The sequence below is a fragment of the Pseudomonas profundi genome (assembly GCF_008638305.1).
In the GTDB taxonomy this organism is placed as follows: Bacteria; Pseudomonadota; Gammaproteobacteria; order Pseudomonadales; family Pseudomonadaceae; genus Halopseudomonas; species Halopseudomonas profundi.
Window position 1 is genome coordinate 80,941 of sequence record NZ_VTPZ01000008.1, and the last position, 16,364, is coordinate 97,304.

Annotated in this window: 15 protein-coding genes and 1 pseudogene; 5 read left to right on the top strand and 11 right to left on the bottom strand. The window is 59.1% G+C overall.

Going from position 1 to position 16,364, the window contains the following annotated elements; translation table 11 throughout:
• Positions 1–222: 222 nt before the first annotated feature.
• On the bottom strand, positions 223–648 hold the full coding sequence (locus FZE95_RS20085) for a CZB domain-containing protein (RefSeq protein WP_223825052.1): 426 nt from the start codon (positions 646–648) through the stop codon (positions 223–225).
• Between the two features lie 33 nt (positions 649–681).
• Positions 682–1,485: pseudogene (locus FZE95_RS20090) on the bottom strand (methyl-accepting chemotaxis protein); the annotation flags it as partial.
• A gap of 183 nt (positions 1,486–1,668) precedes the next feature.
• On the opposite strand from FZE95_RS20090, the gene FZE95_RS12145 reads away from it, so the two are divergent.
• The 3 genes from FZE95_RS12145 to FZE95_RS12155 are packed head-to-tail and all read left to right on the top strand — an operon-like array spanning position 1,669 to position 3,207.
• On the top strand, positions 1,669–2,142 hold the full coding sequence (locus tag FZE95_RS12145) for a hypothetical protein (RefSeq protein ID WP_150301135.1): 474 nt from the start codon (positions 1,669–1,671) through the stop codon (positions 2,140–2,142).
• Between the two features lie 3 nt (positions 2,143–2,145).
• Positions 2,146–2,886, top strand: a complete 741-nt coding sequence (locus tag FZE95_RS12150; protein ID WP_150301136.1) for a hypothetical protein — start codon at positions 2,146–2,148, stop codon at positions 2,884–2,886.
• Positions 2,887–2,916: 30 nt separating this feature from the next.
• Positions 2,917–3,207, top strand: a complete 291-nt coding sequence (locus tag FZE95_RS12155; protein ID WP_150301137.1) for a hypothetical protein — start codon at positions 2,917–2,919, stop codon at positions 3,205–3,207.
• Positions 3,208–3,225: 18 nt separating this feature from the next.
• Here FZE95_RS12155 and zapE read toward each other — a convergent pair whose 3' ends face one another.
• The 4 genes from zapE to FZE95_RS12175 form a co-directional block, all read right to left on the bottom strand.
• Entirely contained in the window at positions 3,226–4,371 is a 1,146-nt protein-coding gene (gene zapE / locus FZE95_RS12160) for a cell division protein ZapE (protein WP_150301138.1), read from the bottom strand.
• Positions 4,372–4,430: 59 nt separating this feature from the next.
• Positions 4,431–5,174 (bottom strand): alpha/beta hydrolase family protein, encoded by a 744-nt coding sequence (locus FZE95_RS12165; protein ID WP_150301139.1) that lies wholly within the window; start codon positions 5,172–5,174, stop codon positions 4,431–4,433.
• On the bottom strand, positions 5,164–6,264 hold the full coding sequence (locus tag FZE95_RS12170) for a DUF3182 family protein (RefSeq protein ID WP_150301140.1): 1,101 nt from the start codon (positions 6,262–6,264) through the stop codon (positions 5,164–5,166). Before FZE95_RS12170 ends, FZE95_RS12165 begins: the two co-directional genes overlap by 11 nt.
• Positions 6,265–6,505: 241 nt before the next feature.
• Positions 6,506–8,965, bottom strand: a complete 2,460-nt coding sequence (locus tag FZE95_RS12175; protein WP_223825049.1) for a membrane-bound PQQ-dependent dehydrogenase, glucose/quinate/shikimate family — start codon at positions 8,963–8,965, stop codon at positions 6,506–6,508.
• Between the two features lie 299 nt (positions 8,966–9,264).
• Between FZE95_RS12175 and FZE95_RS12180 the strand changes: the two genes are divergently transcribed.
• A complete protein-coding gene (locus FZE95_RS12180; RefSeq protein WP_150301141.1) occupies positions 9,265–10,173 on the top strand; it encodes a DMT family transporter in 909 nt (302 codons plus the stop codon).
• Between the two features lie 86 nt (positions 10,174–10,259).
• Positions 10,260–10,613, top strand: a complete 354-nt coding sequence (locus FZE95_RS12185; RefSeq protein ID WP_150301142.1) for a DUF1428 domain-containing protein — start codon at positions 10,260–10,262, stop codon at positions 10,611–10,613.
• A 395-nt stretch (positions 10,614–11,008) separates the two neighbouring features.
• Here the strand turns inward: FZE95_RS12185 and FZE95_RS12190 are convergent, their stop codons facing one another.
• The 5 genes from FZE95_RS12190 to FZE95_RS12210 all read right to left on the bottom strand — a co-directional run bounded on the left by FZE95_RS12190 (position 11,009) and on the right by FZE95_RS12210 (position 16,325).
• Entirely contained in the window at positions 11,009–11,371 is a 363-nt protein-coding gene (locus FZE95_RS12190; RefSeq protein WP_150301143.1) for a YciI family protein, read from the bottom strand.
• Between the two features lie 2 nt (positions 11,372–11,373).
• Positions 11,374–12,237 (bottom strand): YciI family protein, encoded by an 864-nt coding sequence (locus tag FZE95_RS12195; protein WP_150301144.1) that lies wholly within the window; start codon positions 12,235–12,237, stop codon positions 11,374–11,376.
• A gap of 86 nt (positions 12,238–12,323) precedes the next feature.
• Positions 12,324–13,550: an RNA polymerase sigma factor gene (locus FZE95_RS12200; RefSeq protein WP_150301145.1), complete on the bottom strand. Its 1,227-nt coding sequence runs from the start codon at positions 13,548–13,550 to the stop codon at positions 12,324–12,326.
• Positions 13,551–13,692: 142 nt separating this feature from the next.
• Positions 13,693–14,898 (bottom strand): pyridoxal phosphate-dependent aminotransferase, encoded by a 1,206-nt coding sequence (locus tag FZE95_RS12205; protein ID WP_150301146.1) that lies wholly within the window; start codon positions 14,896–14,898, stop codon positions 13,693–13,695.
• 17 nt (positions 14,899–14,915) lie between these two features.
• The gene (locus FZE95_RS12210; RefSeq protein WP_150301147.1) at positions 14,916–16,325 is read right to left on the bottom strand and encodes an amidase; all 1,410 of its coding nucleotides are present in this window, start codon (positions 16,323–16,325) and stop codon (positions 14,916–14,918) included.
• Positions 16,326–16,364 lie beyond the last annotated feature (39 nt).

A 16,364-nucleotide genomic window follows, 5' to 3' on the forward strand; every position in this document is an offset into this window, starting at 1 on the left:
CGAAGTATCCTCGCCCGTGTCGCTAGATGATCCCAGGATGACCATGGCTACAACAGCACCAACGCAACTGGATGTCGGCACGCGCTGCCAGAGGCGTTATTGCCATGATTGTCTGGTTAGAGAAAGAATGCATGAAATGCGATTCGCAGTGCATGGCTATCGCGAGACCTCCGATTGCAGCGCTACAGAAACTGGCGGGCCTGAAGAAGAGAACTGGACCCGTCAGCCGCCAGCCATAGTTCGATCCGCGGTGGTTATCAATCGCCGCATGCGTTCCATGACGTCCAGGTTATTGCGTTCCATCTCCTCCATGGCGGTGATGGCCTCTTCGTACCGACCTGCCCAATACGCATCCAATGCCGCTTGAGCATTGCGATGAACCGCTCGATGTGGCTCTTCAATGGCAGTGAAACCACCCTCGCGACGAAACAGCCGGCTGCCTTCGCCCTGGTAGTACCATTGGCCCAACCGGCACTCGGTCTCATCCGGTATGGCAGCTGAGGTCTGGTCGGATTGTCCGGATAAAACCTGGTAGACCGTCAATTTGATTTCAAGCTCTTCGAGATTGGCTAACTCTATCTCTGCGAGAAAGGCGGCCTGTTCCAACGTCGCTGAGGATATCTGTGCCAGTTCAAGCAAGCCATCCATTCGCGCCCGGGACTCTTCGGCGGATGTGCTTAGCTGTTCGGTTGTGCGTGCATTGGTCTGGCTCTGTTGCGTGGCATCGATAACACGATGGCGGATACGCTCTACCACGCCAGCAATGTCCCCTGACGACTGGTCAGTACGCGCAGCGAGAGCGCGGACTTCTTCGGCGACCACGCTGAAGCCACGCCCATGTTCACCGGCGCGCGCTGCTTCGATACTCGCGTTGAGTGCGAGAAGATTTGTCTGGTCGGCAACCGAGCGAATCAATTCAACCTGACGGTTGATGACCAACGCGTCTTCGTTGAGATTCTGCATTCCCTCAGCAGTATCGTTCATCTGCTGGTTGATTCCCGCGAGACTGGCAATCAGCTCCAGCATCGCGCGGGCACTACTCGATGACTCGGTGGCGATCTGCTGCGAATCAGCACGCCGTGAATCGAGCAGACTGTTCAGACCAGCAAAAGAACCTCGCAGTGAAGACAGTGAGTCGCCGAAACGTGACAACCCCGACATGACTCGCTGATTGATTTGCCGCTCATGCTGTAACTGACCCCGCTCGGTCACGAGATCGGCGTTGCGCTGTTCAAGCTCTTCTATCCTTTGCTGTGCTTGCCGTAGTGATTGCTGCTCAGTCGCAACCTTTCGTTCCAGCCGCTGGAGCTGTTTCCCTTGGAACCACATATCTGAACCTCTTCGCGGCAGCTCGGCGGAAAGCGTAAAGCCGCTACCAGTGAAATGATGGGTCGATCGGAAGGAGGATACGCTGTGCAAACCGACAGGAGAATAACGCTGAAGGGGTACCGGCTTGAGAAGATCGAGTTGGTTGGGGCAGGGCATCCTTTGTTCCGGACAACGGAAAACCAGACCCACTGTATATAACCAGCGAACCAGCTCCCATTCCCGGTAACGCGGGCTTGGCCTGCAGGCCTAGCGGTTGCAGAATCCCGTTGTGGTCAGGTTAACCCTGACGTCAATGCATGGGCGAAGGACGGCTCAAAGATGATGGGAAGGGACTTCACAGTGGATCGAGCACGCAAAGCGATCCGGTTCAGGGATCTGCCAGCCGAAATCCGCTTGGAAACATCCAGACCGACCACTACATGGATCAATCTGATCAGCTGCGCCGGCGTGACTTTGATGATCCTTGGCGTGATCTCTCTGATATTCGGTCCGGACCGGGATTATTACACCGAAACCTATGGCTTTGATTTCGTTCAGTTCTTTCAGGTTTTTCCAGGCCGTTTGCTGTGTATCGGCATCGTTCTGACGGGAGCCGGTTCGGCGCTCGATTTCCAGGCCCTGAACGCCTATCGCAACGCGTTACAGGATGAGCTGGACGGCGCGATAGATATTGACGAAGACGCCATTCCACAGGGATTTGTGCTGGCCTTGGCGCAGAAATCCGAAAATTCATATCGAATATCTCTGATCCGCCATGAAGCGGCGTCCGCCGTTCAGCCTGTTCAGCAGCCTGCGCCGGCGGAGCAGCAGTAGCGGATGGGGGCACACGCCACGCCTGACCGTGTCACTGTGCTGCGCAGGGTGTTGGCGGATATAGGGCGGGTGCTTGCCTTTCGCCAACCTGGCGATAGGTTTCGTGGACAGTGGCCGTGGCATTTCGCCTGCGGTGTAGGTATTACGCTGCTAGTGGGGATCGGTCGCTATTGGAACAACCCGCGCGCCGAGCTCTGGCAACAGCTTGGCTTGGGCTCGCTGTTCTATGTCGTAACGCTCGCCCTGGTGCTGCGTTTATTACTTTTGCCTTTCCGTCCGCGAAACTGTTCGCTGTCTGAACTGCTGCTGTTTCTGATGATGACCGCGCCTCCCGGCCTGGTATTTCTGATTCCGGTGGAATCTTTCCTGTCCTTGCGTGATGCCCAGTTCGTCAATGCCAGTCTGTTCGGGTTGGTCACGTTGTGGCGTGTCGCTTTGCTGACCTGGTTTGTGCGGCTTGTTGGCGGATTGTCGGGTCTGGCTATGGTTACCACGTGTCTGGCATCGATGATTCTTATTGCCGCAGCCCTGACGCTCCTGAATCCGGCGCACGTAGCGGTCGGGTTTCTGGGTGGTATCCGGCCGGAGCAGCATTCTGCGAATGACATGAGCTACTCACTCCTGGCACTGCTGTCGTTTACGTCGGTATTCATTGCGCCCTATTTGCTGGTTGGATATGCCTGGGCCTGGTATCGCACCGCCCGGGCCACCGTACTGGTGCAGCCGATACGGCGCCGGCGCTGATGGCGGAACAATTTATAACAAGGAGGCAACATGCGCGATCACCATAAAACGGCCCGGCCTCGCCTGGTAGCGGGGACCGCAGCTCGCGCTCCATTGCCGTCGGTCACAGATTGGGATGGCTATGGTTGCGCGGATGCCATGTACCAGGCTGAAGCACGAAAATACGCTCGTTATGCGGTGCTACGAGGTAAAACCCGAATGTCAGACGCTATCACTGAGGTGATAGGTGAGCAGCGCGCACGCCGACTGATCGCCGACGCAATGGAAGAGCTCTGCGTTTTCGAATCGAGCGCTGAGGCCTTCGTTGGTTATAGCGCTTGATCAGCTGCCCCTGGACCATCAATCGGCTCTGGTGTGATCGGCGCCGAACCGTTCCAGTTGCATTTCATGCAGGCGGCTCAGGGTACGGCGAAAGGCAAATGTGAGATAACCTTCGGTATACAGCTCGGACAAGGAAACCGCTGCTTCGATATACAAAGGGACGCCCCGGTCATAGCATTCATCGACCAAACCAATGAAGCGCCGCACGCTGTCATCGTGAGACGCCAGGCGGGGTAGTTTCCGATCACCCGCGATCACCTGGCGCACACCATCTTCAGTTCCCCGAGCGATCCGTGCAGGTCGCTGTGCGGCGCTAAGGCAAGGAACACCGCTGAGCAGGATCGCCTGGAATCTGTCGCACAGGCCGATGAAATCAAGCGTGGACAGAGGTTGCTGGCAGAGCGCATCGAAACCGAACCAGGCGACTGAAGGTGAATATTTGATGACAGGCACCTTGCGGTGACCCAGCTGCAGAGACCCTGCATTTGCCGGTGCGCCTCTGCTCAACTGGTTGAAAACATCATGTAGAGGGCCCGCATGCGTCTCGTTGACGACCCAGTATCGCTGATGGCTATGACCACCGCGCAAGCGGTGGTCAATCCCGCCGTCCACGCTTAGAACATGCATGTGCTGGTTAAGGGCAGCGATGGCCGGAAGGAAGCGCTCGCGGTTGAATCCATCGGCATACAACTGATCTGGCGCCTGGTTGGATGTCGCCACCAGCACGACGCCGCGGTCAACTACGAGCTGAAACAGGTTGCCCAGCAATATTGCATCGCCGATGTCGTTGACGAACAACTCGTCAAAACAGAGTACTCGGACTTCACGGGCCAGTTCATCGGCCAGCGCATGCAGCGGATTGGCAGTGCCGTTCAGCTGGAACAGCCGCTGATGGACCCAACTCATGAAACGATGAAAGTGCTGACGTCGCGCCGGCACTGTCAGCCCTTGATGAAACGCATCCATCAACCAGGTTTTGCCACGCCCGACCGGCCCCCAGAGATAAACACCGGACACCGTCGTTGCATGGTTGGAATGCAGGGCGTGGTGACAGTCATCCAGCAGCTGCACGGCGTGATCCTGTGCCGGATCGATCTCGAAACCTTGCTGTTCAACGGCTCGCTGATAGACAAACGAAGGGGGGAGTGGGGCGTGCTGAGTCATCCGGTAATGGTGCCCGAAACGCGGCCGATCGGCCAGTCTCGCTGGCCGCCCGACACTATTCAGATACCGACGCGCGCGCCTATGACCATCTCACTGACCCAGCGCGTGAGAATCTTGGTATACACCTCCTGGCATCCTTCGCGGCTGAGTCCGTGATCTGCCCCGTCGATAATTCGGTGGGTCAAGGAGTGGGCACTGACGAAGGAGGAGCGGTAGCTCATGATGGTCGCGTGGGGCACGCGGTCATCGTATTGCGATTCCACTAACAACACGTCCCCTTCGAACCCGGCGCAGGCCGCCAGCGCCCGGTTATCCTTCGGGGTCAGGCGGCCGTGCCGATAATCCATCAATTTGATCTTGTCCAAAGCTTGCTTGGGCGTTGTCCATTCATCGTCCCAGTACAGTGCTGGGACCCTCAGCGCGAGCCATTTGACCGGACGCAGGGTGGTCAGGAATGCAGCCAGATAGCCGCCATAACTGGTACCAATGACGGCGATGCAGGACGGGTCGACAGCCGGATGCTCGGACAATTGGTCGTACGCAGCAAGCAGGTCCGCCAGATTGTGCTCCCGGGTGACCGTTTCCTTTTGAACCTGCGTTGCGACATGACCACGCATGTCGAACGTAAGGCACACGCAGCCCAGGCCGGCGATGCCCTTGGCACGTTCAAGGTCGCGCGCCTGGCTACCGCCCCAGCCGTGGACAAAAAGAATGCCGGGCATCTTTGACTCGGGCGCCATGAAGGTGCCGGCTATGTGTTGATCTTCAACCAGAATATCGATGGGGTCCTTGTTAGCTGTCATGGTTCGCCTTTACGCATTTGGTCAGGTAACCCACTTCGCTGTCTTCCCCGCTGTATACCACTGTTGCGTCAGCGGGGAGCTCAGCATCCTCGCCGTAGATCTCCAGCGTCGAGGTTTGCACCTGGGCGAGCGAGGGGTCGGCGCTCAGCATTTCGATAGCCAGGACCTCGGCGCTGCTTGCTCCGCCGATACGCCAGGATTGCTCCAATACACCGGTTACGCGTTCGCCACGTTGATTGGTGCCTTCGGCGACATCGTAGTTGCGGCGGGACAGCACAATCCCCGGCAGGCTCTCCAGTGCGGCGCGTTCATATTGCTGTGCACGCTCGACTGCAAGCTTGAAAGCAGACGAGAGGCCGAGCTTTTGCAGTTCGGGATAATCCCCTCGCACTACGCGTAGATCCGAACCGCCGTATACCAGCTGGCCGGTATTGTCGCGGGTTAACCGCTGCGTTCCGCAGTAGCTTCCAACCACGCCGCAGAGTCTTACCTGGCCCACGCTGTACGTTATGACATCAGTGAGGTTTTCTTCCAGGACCAGGCCCCATATTGCCAGTTCCGTCTCATTGATCTGATCCATGAAGCCTTTCAACTCGGTCAGGCTGGTTATTACGCTTTGGCCTTTTCCCGCCCGCGCCAGGACCGGTTTGAGCCGTATGGACCCGGCTCGGAGCATCTCGGCTCCTGCAGCGAGCGCATCCTTTATGCAGAATGCGGTATAGCCTGGCAGTACGGCGTCCGCGGCGATGGAATGAAAGCCATCAGTCCAGCCTTCGGGTTGATATGTTGCGGAACGGTGAAGCGGGTGGGAGATCGCTTTGGTGCCCATGAATGGTTGCGCCACCAGACCGCCGAAAAAATCGCTCTCGTTACGAATGGCCAGTTTCTCATAATTTGAGACGCCTACCAGCGTGTCCGAAGGGACGAAATAGGGGAGGGCGCCTGACGAGGCTGTATCGGCGAAAATCCCCTGGTAGGGCACCTCTAATAGCCGCGCGATCCTCGTTCCCACGGCCTGGAATGTTTGTCGTTCATGCTCGGGTGTAGCTGTGCTCGAGAACAACAGAGCGACACCGGATTTACTGGACATGTTGGCTACTCCTCCGGCAGGGCTGTTACAGCCAAGGTGGACCGAAAGCCCCGAATACTTACCGCAGCCATTGCTGCCCTGTGAGAGAACGAGGGCCCACGCTGCTTCATTCACGCTGGCGCTTGCGACGCGATAAGTCCTCGATGACAATCTCTCAATGTTGCGGCTGCGCATATCGGCAGCCGCAAGTCACAGGCTAGGCCAACTATGGGGCATGGGCCAGCGGCGTTATCGTTAATAATTATTGCGGCAGAGCGAACACCACGACGCTGTCTCCGATGCGAGTGTCGAGGCGCGCATCGCCTCCGGAGGCTATCGCGACGTACTGCCGCCCCGCATGAATATAGGTGATGGGGCTCGCCTGTCCGCCAGCCGGTAAACGACCGTCCCAGAGCAAATCACCCGTGCGCGTATCGAAGGCGCGTAGATAATTGTCCTGTGCAGCAGCGATGAAGGTCAGGCCGCTGCGCGTATTCACCGCGCCGCCAACATTTGGTGTGCCGACACGTGATTTCATGCGGGTAGCAATGCCCAGCGGACCTGCATCTTCGGCGGTACCGAGCGGTTGGCTCCAGAGTAGCTGTCCGGTACGCATGTCCGTTGCCGAAAGAAATCCCCATGGCGGCGCGAGGCAGGGCACCCCAAGCGGCGATAGCCACATCGAGTTGTCGACGCCGAACGGCGCACCGGCTTGCGGCGTGATGCTCTGGTCTGGGCGCGCGCCGCCGCTGCCCACGGGTGGATCAAGTACCTGCATCCGAGGGTAGAGTTTCACCCGGTCCGGCAGGCGACTGCTGCTGGTTATCAGAATCTGCTGTTCCGGATTGACCGATAAGCCGCCCCAGGTCAGCCCTCCCAGGCTGCCAGGAAATACCAGGGTGCCATCGCCCTGGTCCGTGGGCGGTGTGTAGATCCCTTCGTAACGCATGCGCTTGAACTGGATGCGGCAGAACAGTGCGTCGAGGGGGGTGAGGCCGAACAGATGTTCCTCGGCGATCAGCTCGGGTTCGCGTCCCGGTGCGCCGGCAAAATTGGGCAGGCCTGTGGAATACTGCTGGGTCGGCGAGGTCCAGTCACCCTCGACGGTGCCTTCTGGTGTGGCGCGCCGTTCAACGGGCGTGAGGGGTTCGCCATTGCGCGCATCGAGCACATAGATCGAACCGCTCTTGGTACCTTGCAACAGGACGCGGCGCCACTCACCGTCGATCTCCATATCAGTCAGCGTGGGCTGTGCGCCGAGATCATAGTTCCATAGATCATGGTCCACGGTGCGGAAATGCCAGCGGGTATCGCCGGTCAGAGCGTCAACGGCAACCACCGATGCTGTGTACTCTTCTTCCTTTACACTGCGGTCGCCGCCCCAGTGATCATTCGCAGGGCTACCGGTGGCCAGATAGACCAGGCCCAGCTGTTCATCGGCCGAGATCAGGGTCCAGACGTTTGGCGTGCCCCGCGGCCAGGTTTCTCCGGGGCCAAGGCGATGGCGTGGCCGGTCGACGCGCTTGGCGTCCCATGCCCAGACAAGCTCGCCGGTCAGTGCGCTATAGGCGCGTGTTACCCCTGAAGGCGCGTCCCGGCGCTGATTGTCGCTCACCTGTTGACCTACTATCACCAGATCCCCGACGACAGCCGGCCCGGAAGTGCTTGAGGCAAATCCGGTCTCCTGGCTATCGAGCCCTTCGCCCAGGTCTACCGTACCGCTGTTGCCAAACGTGCGGCATTGCTCACCGGTGTTCGCATCGAGGGCAATCAGTCGACTGTCTGCAGTAGTCAGCAATACGCGCTGCCCGCACTGACCAGCGTCAGGTTGAGCATTGGTCGATGCATGATAGGCCACCGCTCGGCAGGCCACGCTCTGCATCGATTCCATGGCATCAGGCGAGACCTGAGGATCGAAGTGCCATTGCTGCTCCCCGGTTGCGGGATCCAGGGCAAATACCTGGTTGCTACTCGAACAGACAAAGAGGCTGTCGCCGATCTTTATCGGCGTGTTCTGGAAGGCATAGGCCACGCGCTTGTTGGGCGGGAGATCGCCGGTGTGAAACTCCCAGACCTGCGTCAGTTGCGCGACATTTTCCGGCGTGATCTGGTCCGCGGTGGAGAAACGTTGCCCGTGATTGGTTCCCCCAAAGGCTCGCCATTCCTCCGGGTCCGTTGTCGCTTCAACCGCGGAAGCCAGTGGCGCGGCACCGGTCGCTGTTGCCTGAGTCGGCGTTTGCGGATCGTCCGTTGAGCCGCGAACCAGGTATCCAACACCCGCCACAAGGGCAAGCAAGAACAACGGAATGCCCAGAATCATCGCCGCCAGTCCGTGGTCCGAGCGGCGCGAAGGCTCCCCGCTGATGAAGGCAAGCGCCAGCACCATTACCAGCAGCAAACCAAGATGCAGGCCAGTACGCCCGGCAAGATCGAAGCCCCAGGCGTGCATCCAGGCTTTGATATCGATTTCCCATAGCGCCCAGAGGATGGTGCCAATAGTGACCAGGGCAAAGAGTCCGACACCGGAGCCGTATCGCCCGCCCAGGATCCGCAGGCAGGCGAAGGCGCCCGCCGCGCCGGCAATGGCGTAATAGAAGGAGCCGCCCAGCACTGCCAGCCATACCCCTGGCAATGCCATCGACAGACTCACCAGCAGCGCCAGAAATGCCGCCAGCAATAACATCCATCGTGCGAGAAATGGGCCGGGCTTCCGTTGCATCATTATGACCTCGGGCTTTTTCCATGTGCTACTAAGGCTCGATAGGTCGAGCTCCCTGTCGACACAGGCGCATGCTTAAAATTCATAGCGACGCTCAATGTTTTGACGCAGGTGGCATTTTGCAATGCTGGGATCGCAGCATAGCTGATTGAAGTGCATTTGCGACGCATCTGCCTCGTCACCCCCGCGCCTGGCCAGAGTTTTGTCGAGAACGATCACAGCTCCGTTCTTGTCGAAGCGATGCAGGCTGGCGTCAGGCTCGCGCATAGCTGTGGCAAACACAATCAGCTGATGGGGAAGACATGAACGAGGTGGCAGAGCGAAGTATCCAGTCAAAACGGGTCGGCATTTATGCTTTGGGGTGTCTGTTACTGGTAGGCAGTTTTCTTGCACTGTCATTGGTCATCGCCAAGTTGGCTGATGAAGCTGGTGCGCCGCGTCTGAGCTTTCTGATGACGGCCCTGGTCGGCGCCGCGCTGATTCTTTCAGGGCTCACGGCAGCACGCGGGCAGCCCATGCCGGTTAACCGGCGCACCCTCGAATATGCCGTGGTGTCGGGTGTTCTGTTCGCGATACCCAATGCCGTTTCCTTCCTCTCCGTGCGTCACGTAGGGGCCGGCTTTGTAGCGCTGAGTCTGGCGTTTCCGGTGTTGGTGACCTGGCTGTTGGCCGTAACCTTGCGCATGGAGCCGCTACGCGTGCTCCGTCTCGCTGGCGTCTTGCTTGGGCTGGTGGGCGGGGTAGTGCTGGCGCTGTCAAAAGGCAGCGATGCGGACGGCGCACTCGGCTGGGCAGTGCTGGTAATGCTGATGCCGGTTGTACTGGCAGTCGGCAACATCTACCGCACCTGGCGCTGGCCGCAGAACGCCGCACCCGTATTTCTGGCGTCCGTGATGATGCTCGGCGGCGCGGTGGCATTGTCGCCCTTCGCGCTGACGAATGAAGCCGGTCGCTTGGGCGAGCTCTTCGGTTCGGCACGGGTTGTGATGCTTTTGCTCGCGGAAACAGCGGTATTTGCCGTGGTGTATTTTTTCTTCTTCGTCCTGCAACGCATCGCAGGCCCCGTTTATCTCAGCCAGATTGGCCTGGTGGCTGCACTGGTAGGCACGCTGATCGCGGTTCTGATACTCGGCGAGAGCCTGCCCCCCAACCTCGGCTTGGCTGGCGCTCTGATTTTCCTCGGGACAATCATTTTTCACCGGGCAGGTTGAGCATTTGTCGATTTGCCGACCTTGTGCCCGACTACTGTGGTAGGTCATTCATTCCGGATGACTCTCGAAATAACGAGGATATTGTCATGCCTTATGTCGATGGCTTCGTAGCCGCAGTGCCGACCGCCAACAAGGAAGCCTACCGTAAACACGCCGAATCCGCGGGCCACGTATTCAAGGAATATGGCGCTATCAGCTTCGTGGAATGCTGGGGCGATGATGTGCCGCCGGGGGAAACCACCTCCTTTCCGATGGCCGTGAAATGCAAGGAAGACGAAACGGTGATCTTTTCCTGGATTACCTGGCCATCCAAAGCGGCCCGGGATGAAGGTATGGAGAAAGTCATGGCCGACCCCCGCGTGCAACCCGATGTAAACCCGATGCCGTTCGATGGCAAACGGATGATCTATGGGGGATTTGAGCCGATTGTGGAGTTGTAGGGGGGGGATTTAGCATCGCCGCCCGCTAACACGATGTATGAACAAGCCCGCGCGCAATGGAGCGTTGAGTTCCATCTCGACCAGCATTATCGCCGGCTAGTAAGCTGGCCAGGAGGGAACCTGGCCCTCCATTGCGCGCGGTCAGTCTGATCTTTTTCGGTGGGAGGTCTGCCTCGGGGCGACGCTGGCGGTTAGGACAGTGAATCAAACTCCGGGGCGTCCTTCGGCCGCCGTCGCGCCGAGGGCAACGCTCCCACGAAGGCGGCGAGGTGTCTGGGTTGAGACTTCAGGTTGTAGCGGACTACACTTGGACCAAAAAACCAGACAAAAAAGTTGAAGACTCCTCACACCCCGGCCCACATTTTCCAGCTTCCAGCTTCCAGCTTCCAGCTTGTTTAAGGATCCTTTGGCGGTAACTCACGCACCGGCCTGACTTCGACGCTACCAAGACGTGCTGGCGGGATGTGGCTGGCCAGTTGTAGCGCTTCGTTCAGGTCGCGGGCGTCGAGTAGATAGAAGCCTGCGAGTTGCTCCTTGGTCTCGGCGAAGGGACCATCGGAGATCACCGTTTCGCCGTCCCGGACGCGGATGGTGGTGGCGTCTGTTGTGGGTTGCAGTGCCTCACCAGCCTGGTACTTGCCCTGGTTGGTGAGTTTTTCGACGCAGCCGACGCACTCCTGATTGAGGTCATGCCATTCCTTTTCCGTCATGGCGTTGATCAGACTCTCCTGCAAATACACCAGAGCAACATATTTCATGGTTATACCCTCCCTAGGTTCGGTCCAGCTCGGGTGGGCTGATCAGTCAGACCGCAATTGAGCATCCAGCCAACGCCGTAGCGGTCAGTCAGCATGCCGAAACCCTCGACCCAGAAGGTCTTGTCGAAGGGCATTTGCACGGAGCCGCCTTCGGCCAGTTGGTCGAAAATCCGCCGGCCCTGGCCCGTATCGCTATATTCGAGCGCTATCGTCGAGCCGCCAAGTGCCTGCCCGCAGCTGTCGCCGGCCATGTCACCACCCATGATCAGATAACGGCCGATGCGCATTTGCGCGTGGGCGATGAGTTCATGGCTCTCCACAGGGAAATCGGCGGCCATGGGCGTTTCGCCGTAGGTAAGCATGGCTTCAACATCGCCGCCCAGGGTGTCAGCATAAAAAGTGAAAGCTTCACGGCAATTCCCGTCATACCCCAGATATACGCTCAGGCTCTGGGGGCGTTTGCTGCGCTGCTGCTCAAGCTGCGTATGGCGATCCAACGCTGCGCCAGGGGCGAAGTCCTCCAGCTCGTAGTAGCGTCGTAGCTCCAGCGCAACATTGCCGTTGCCATCCATCACCGGCCACTGTTTGGCCCACTCGATGGCTTCTTCGGCTGCGTCGACCTGCAACATACTGTAGCCAGCAAGCACCTCGTTTTGGGCGAACGGGCCCTGCGTCACTTCTGGCGTGCCGTCGATAAAATTGATCCGGTAGCCTTCAGAGCTTGGCGTAAGGCCGTCGCCGGTCAGAAACACGCCTGCGCGTTGCATCGTTTCGTTGTACTCAGCCATGGCGTTGAGCATGGCGTCCGAGGGCATGACTCCCTGTTCGGTCTGGGTATCGGCCCTGCGTATAAGCATGAATTTCATGGTCCCCTCCGTCGGTTGATCAGCAAAGCTGTCGGTTGCATGAATAGTCGTGACGGGATGACCGAAATCGACAGCCAGGCATCAATTTATTCCCGCAGACCTGATAGCCTGCGTTGCAGTAAGCGGCGCTCAGGATCCTGACGGGTCAGGGCGATAGCCTGCTGATAGGCCTCGCGTGCCGCAGCGGTCTGGCCGGCCCGCCGAAACAGATCCGCCCTGGCCGCGTGAAACAGATAGTAATGTCGCAGCTCGAGGCTACCAGCCAGTTGTGCCAACTGAGTCAGGCCAACTTCGGGGCCGTCGCGCATCGCCATGGCGACGGCTCGGTTCAGCGCGATCACCGGGGAGGGATCGAGGCGGATAAGTACATCGTACAATTCCACGATCTCGTGCCAGTCGGTTTCCGCTGCGCTGGCAGCACGGGCGTGCTCTGCGGCAATGGCGGCCTGCACGCTGTAGAGCCTGGGTTGCGGCAGCTGCATCGCTGCATCGAGGCATTGCAACCCTTCCTGGATTTTTCGGTTATCCCAGAGACTCCGATCTTGCTGCTCAAGGGTGATCAAATCGCCGTCCGGGCATTGTCGGGCGGCTCGGCGGGAGTCTTGCAGCAGCATCAATGCCAGCAGCCCGTAGACCTCGGCCTGCGGCAGCACCGAACTCAGTAGCTGGCCGAGACGGATTGCTTCGTCAGTCAGACTGACCTTGGTCACGGTTTCGCCTTCACTGCTGGAATACCCTTCGTTGAATACCAGATAGACGACGCGTAATACGCTGTGCAAGCGCTCGGCCAACGCCTTGCCCTCAGGCACTTCATAGGGGATCGCCGCATCACGGATCTTGCGCTTGGCCCGCACTATGCGTTGCGCGACGGTTGCGGGTTGCTGCAGGAGGCCGCGTGCGACCTGCTCGGTGGTCAGACCGCACATCTCCCGCAACGTCAAGGCCAACCGGGTTTCCATTGCCAGACTGGGGTGGCAGCAGGTAAAGATCAGCCGTAGCCGATCATCATCAACGCTGCGGTCATCAAAGGCGTGCGCGGGAATCTCGGCAAGTTCGATCTGCTGCTGGATATGGTGGCTGGCGGTCTGTCTGCGGCGGATCTGATCGATACCCTTGTGGCGCCCGGTGCCGATCAGCCAGGCGGTGGGGTTTACCGGAATGCCCTGGACAGGCCACTGCTGTAGCGCGGCAGCGAAAGCGTCATGCATGGATTCTTCGGCCAGCTCGAAGTCGCCGAGCAGACGAATGAGCGTCGCCAGGACGCGGCGCGAGTGGGTGCGGTACAGACGATCAACAAGGGCGGGAACGGGCATGGGCTAGATCTGCGATTAGGTTACGCACCCGAACAGCATAGATCGGTTTGTTTTCGACAGGAGTGGCCGGGACCACTCGCCCGGCGACACGACTATCGCGGGCGTTTAGCCTCCGGCAAAAACGCCCGCGATAGACCGGCCTCTATCCGAAATCCTGCTTTTCCATCCAGGGAATGATGCGTTCAAAGGCTTTTTCGATATTTTCCACCGAAGTGGAATAGCTCAGCCGAATGGCATTGCTGCAATGGCTGCCGAAGGTTTCGCCGGGAATGGTGCAGACCCCCGTTTCCTTGAGTAGGCGCAACGCGACGTTGGTGCCGTTGACTCCCTCGGGCAGCGAGGGGAACAGATAGAAGGCTCCTTCGGGCTTGTAACCTGTGAGAAAAGGCGTCTGCTCCACCAGTTCGACCAGCCGGTCGCGGCGCACTGTGTATTCCGAACGCATATGGTCGATGAAGGCGTTGTCGCCATGCAGCGCCGCAACGCCGGCCCACTGGCAGGGCGTATTGGCAACCGTCGTGGTGAACATGTGATAGCGCCGCAGTTTCTTGATCGCCGCCTGGCTGGCAATCATCCATCCGATACGCATGCCGGGCATGCTGTAGGTTTTCGAGAAACTGCTCATGACCATGACATTGTCGATATCGCTGGTGCAGGACAGCACCGAGGGGTATTCCTTGCCATCATAAATAAGATGATCATAAACCTCGTCGCTGATCACCTGAATGTCGCGATAGGCCGCTTCCTCCAGAATCGCTTCAAGCGTTTCCTTGGGATAAACGGTCCCCGTCGGGTTGCTCGGTGAGTTGAGCACGATGGCATAGGTATGAGGCTCTATCGCATCGATCACCTCCTGAGGATCGAGTTGATGATTGTTTTCGACGCGGGTGCGCACCTCTGTAACTTCGCCACCATTCATGCGAATGAGCGGGGCATACAGCGTGAAGGCCGGGTCTGGCACGATGAAATGACGGCCGGGAGCCGAGACCGCCGTCAAGGCCAGATAGATAGCTTCCGTTGCCCCCGTCGTGACCAGGATGTTCTCCGAGGTCAGTTTGCGCTGGTATCGGTCGCTGTAGTACAGCGCCAGTGATTCGAGCAGCTCGGGAAGGCCGGCATCCATGGTGTAGCCAGTCTGTCCGGCACGTAGTGCCTCGATGGTGGCATCAATAACATGGCTGGGCGTCGGCAGGTCGGGCTGACCGATCGACAGATGAATGACATCCTTCATTCCCGCAGCCATGTTGACCATACGGCGTATGCCGGGGATGGGTATGGTCAACAGCGCCGGGTTCCAGATAGGATCTTCGGATTCGTACAGCTCGATGTCCATGTTGCTTAGGGGCATGATGACCTCCTTGGCGCCTAGGCGCTGAATAACGGGGGACGGCGGTCAGTCAGCGGCGCGGCCTGCTGATAGGCGTATCCGGCTTGCAATACCAACGCGTCATTGAAGCGCGCGCCAATCAACTGCAGGCTGATCGGCATCTGGTTGCTGTCGAAGCCGCAGGGTACGGCGAGTCCTGGTTGGCCGGTCATGTTGAACGGGTAGGTAAAGGGCGTCCAGGTGGGCCATCGCGTGCTGGGCCAGTCCACAGGCACCTCCCGACCCGTATCGAAGGCCGTCAAGGGCAGAGTAGGCGTCAGCAGCAGATCGTATTTCTGATGAAAATTCGCCATGCGCTCGCGCAGCGCCATGGACTCGTTTACCGCGCCCAAGTACTCCAGCATGCTCAGGCGAGAGGCTTTCTCCGCGACGGCTACCAGTTGCGGGTCCATTTGCTCGCGCTTTTTCGGACCCAGGTCGCGCATGGCATTCGCTGCGCCGCCGTAGAACAGATGTCCGAATGCTGCCAGCGGGTCGCTGAATCCAGGATCCACCCGAATGACTTCCGCGCCAAGCTGTTCGAACACTTTCGCCGCCTCGGCGATAGCGGTCTCGATTTCCGGATCCACGTCGACATAACCCAGGTTGGGGCTAAAGCCGATTTTCAGGCCTTTGACCCCGTTTTTAAGCTTGGCCAGATAGTCGATATTGCGACGCGGTACGGCATTGGTGTCGCGGTGGTCGGCTTCGGTGAGCACGGTCATCATCAGCGCGCAGTCTTCTACCGTCCAGGTCATCGGGCCGGCGTGGGCGAGGGTGCCGAACGGGCTGGCCGGCCAATGAGGTACTTCACCAAAGGAGGGCTTGAGACCGACGATGCCGCAAAATCCCGCCGGAATCCGGATCGAGCCGCCAGCGTCGGTTCCCAGGGCCAGAGGCGCCATGCCCAGCGCCACCGCCACGCCGCTGCCACCACTGGAGCCGCCCGCGGTTTTTTCTGCATTCCACGGGTTATTGGTGACACCATCGATCGGGTTATCCGTCACGCCTTTCCAGCCCATCTCCGGTGTGGTGGTTTTACCGATTGGCACATAACCGTGGCGCGACAGCGCGGCCGTGGCGGGCGCGGACTTGTTCAGGGTGCTGGCCGGGTCGACGGTTTTCGAGCCTTTGACCGTGGGCCACATCGGGGTAAGAAATACATCCTTTACCGCCACCGGCACGCCATCAAGCAGGCCACGGGTTTCCCCGTTCTGGTAGCGCTGTTCGGATTCACTGGCCAGGTCCAGTGTTGTGTCCCGATCCACCAGGCAGAAGCCGTTGGTATGGGTATCCACCCGCTCGATCTGATCGAGCATGGCGCTGGCGGCTTCTACTGGCGACAGGCTCTTGTCCCGGTAGCGCGCAAGCAGTTCAACAGCGGTCAGCTGCAGTATGTCTTTGGACATGATTGTTTCTCCCGTCGTCTTGCTCTACACGAAAAAACA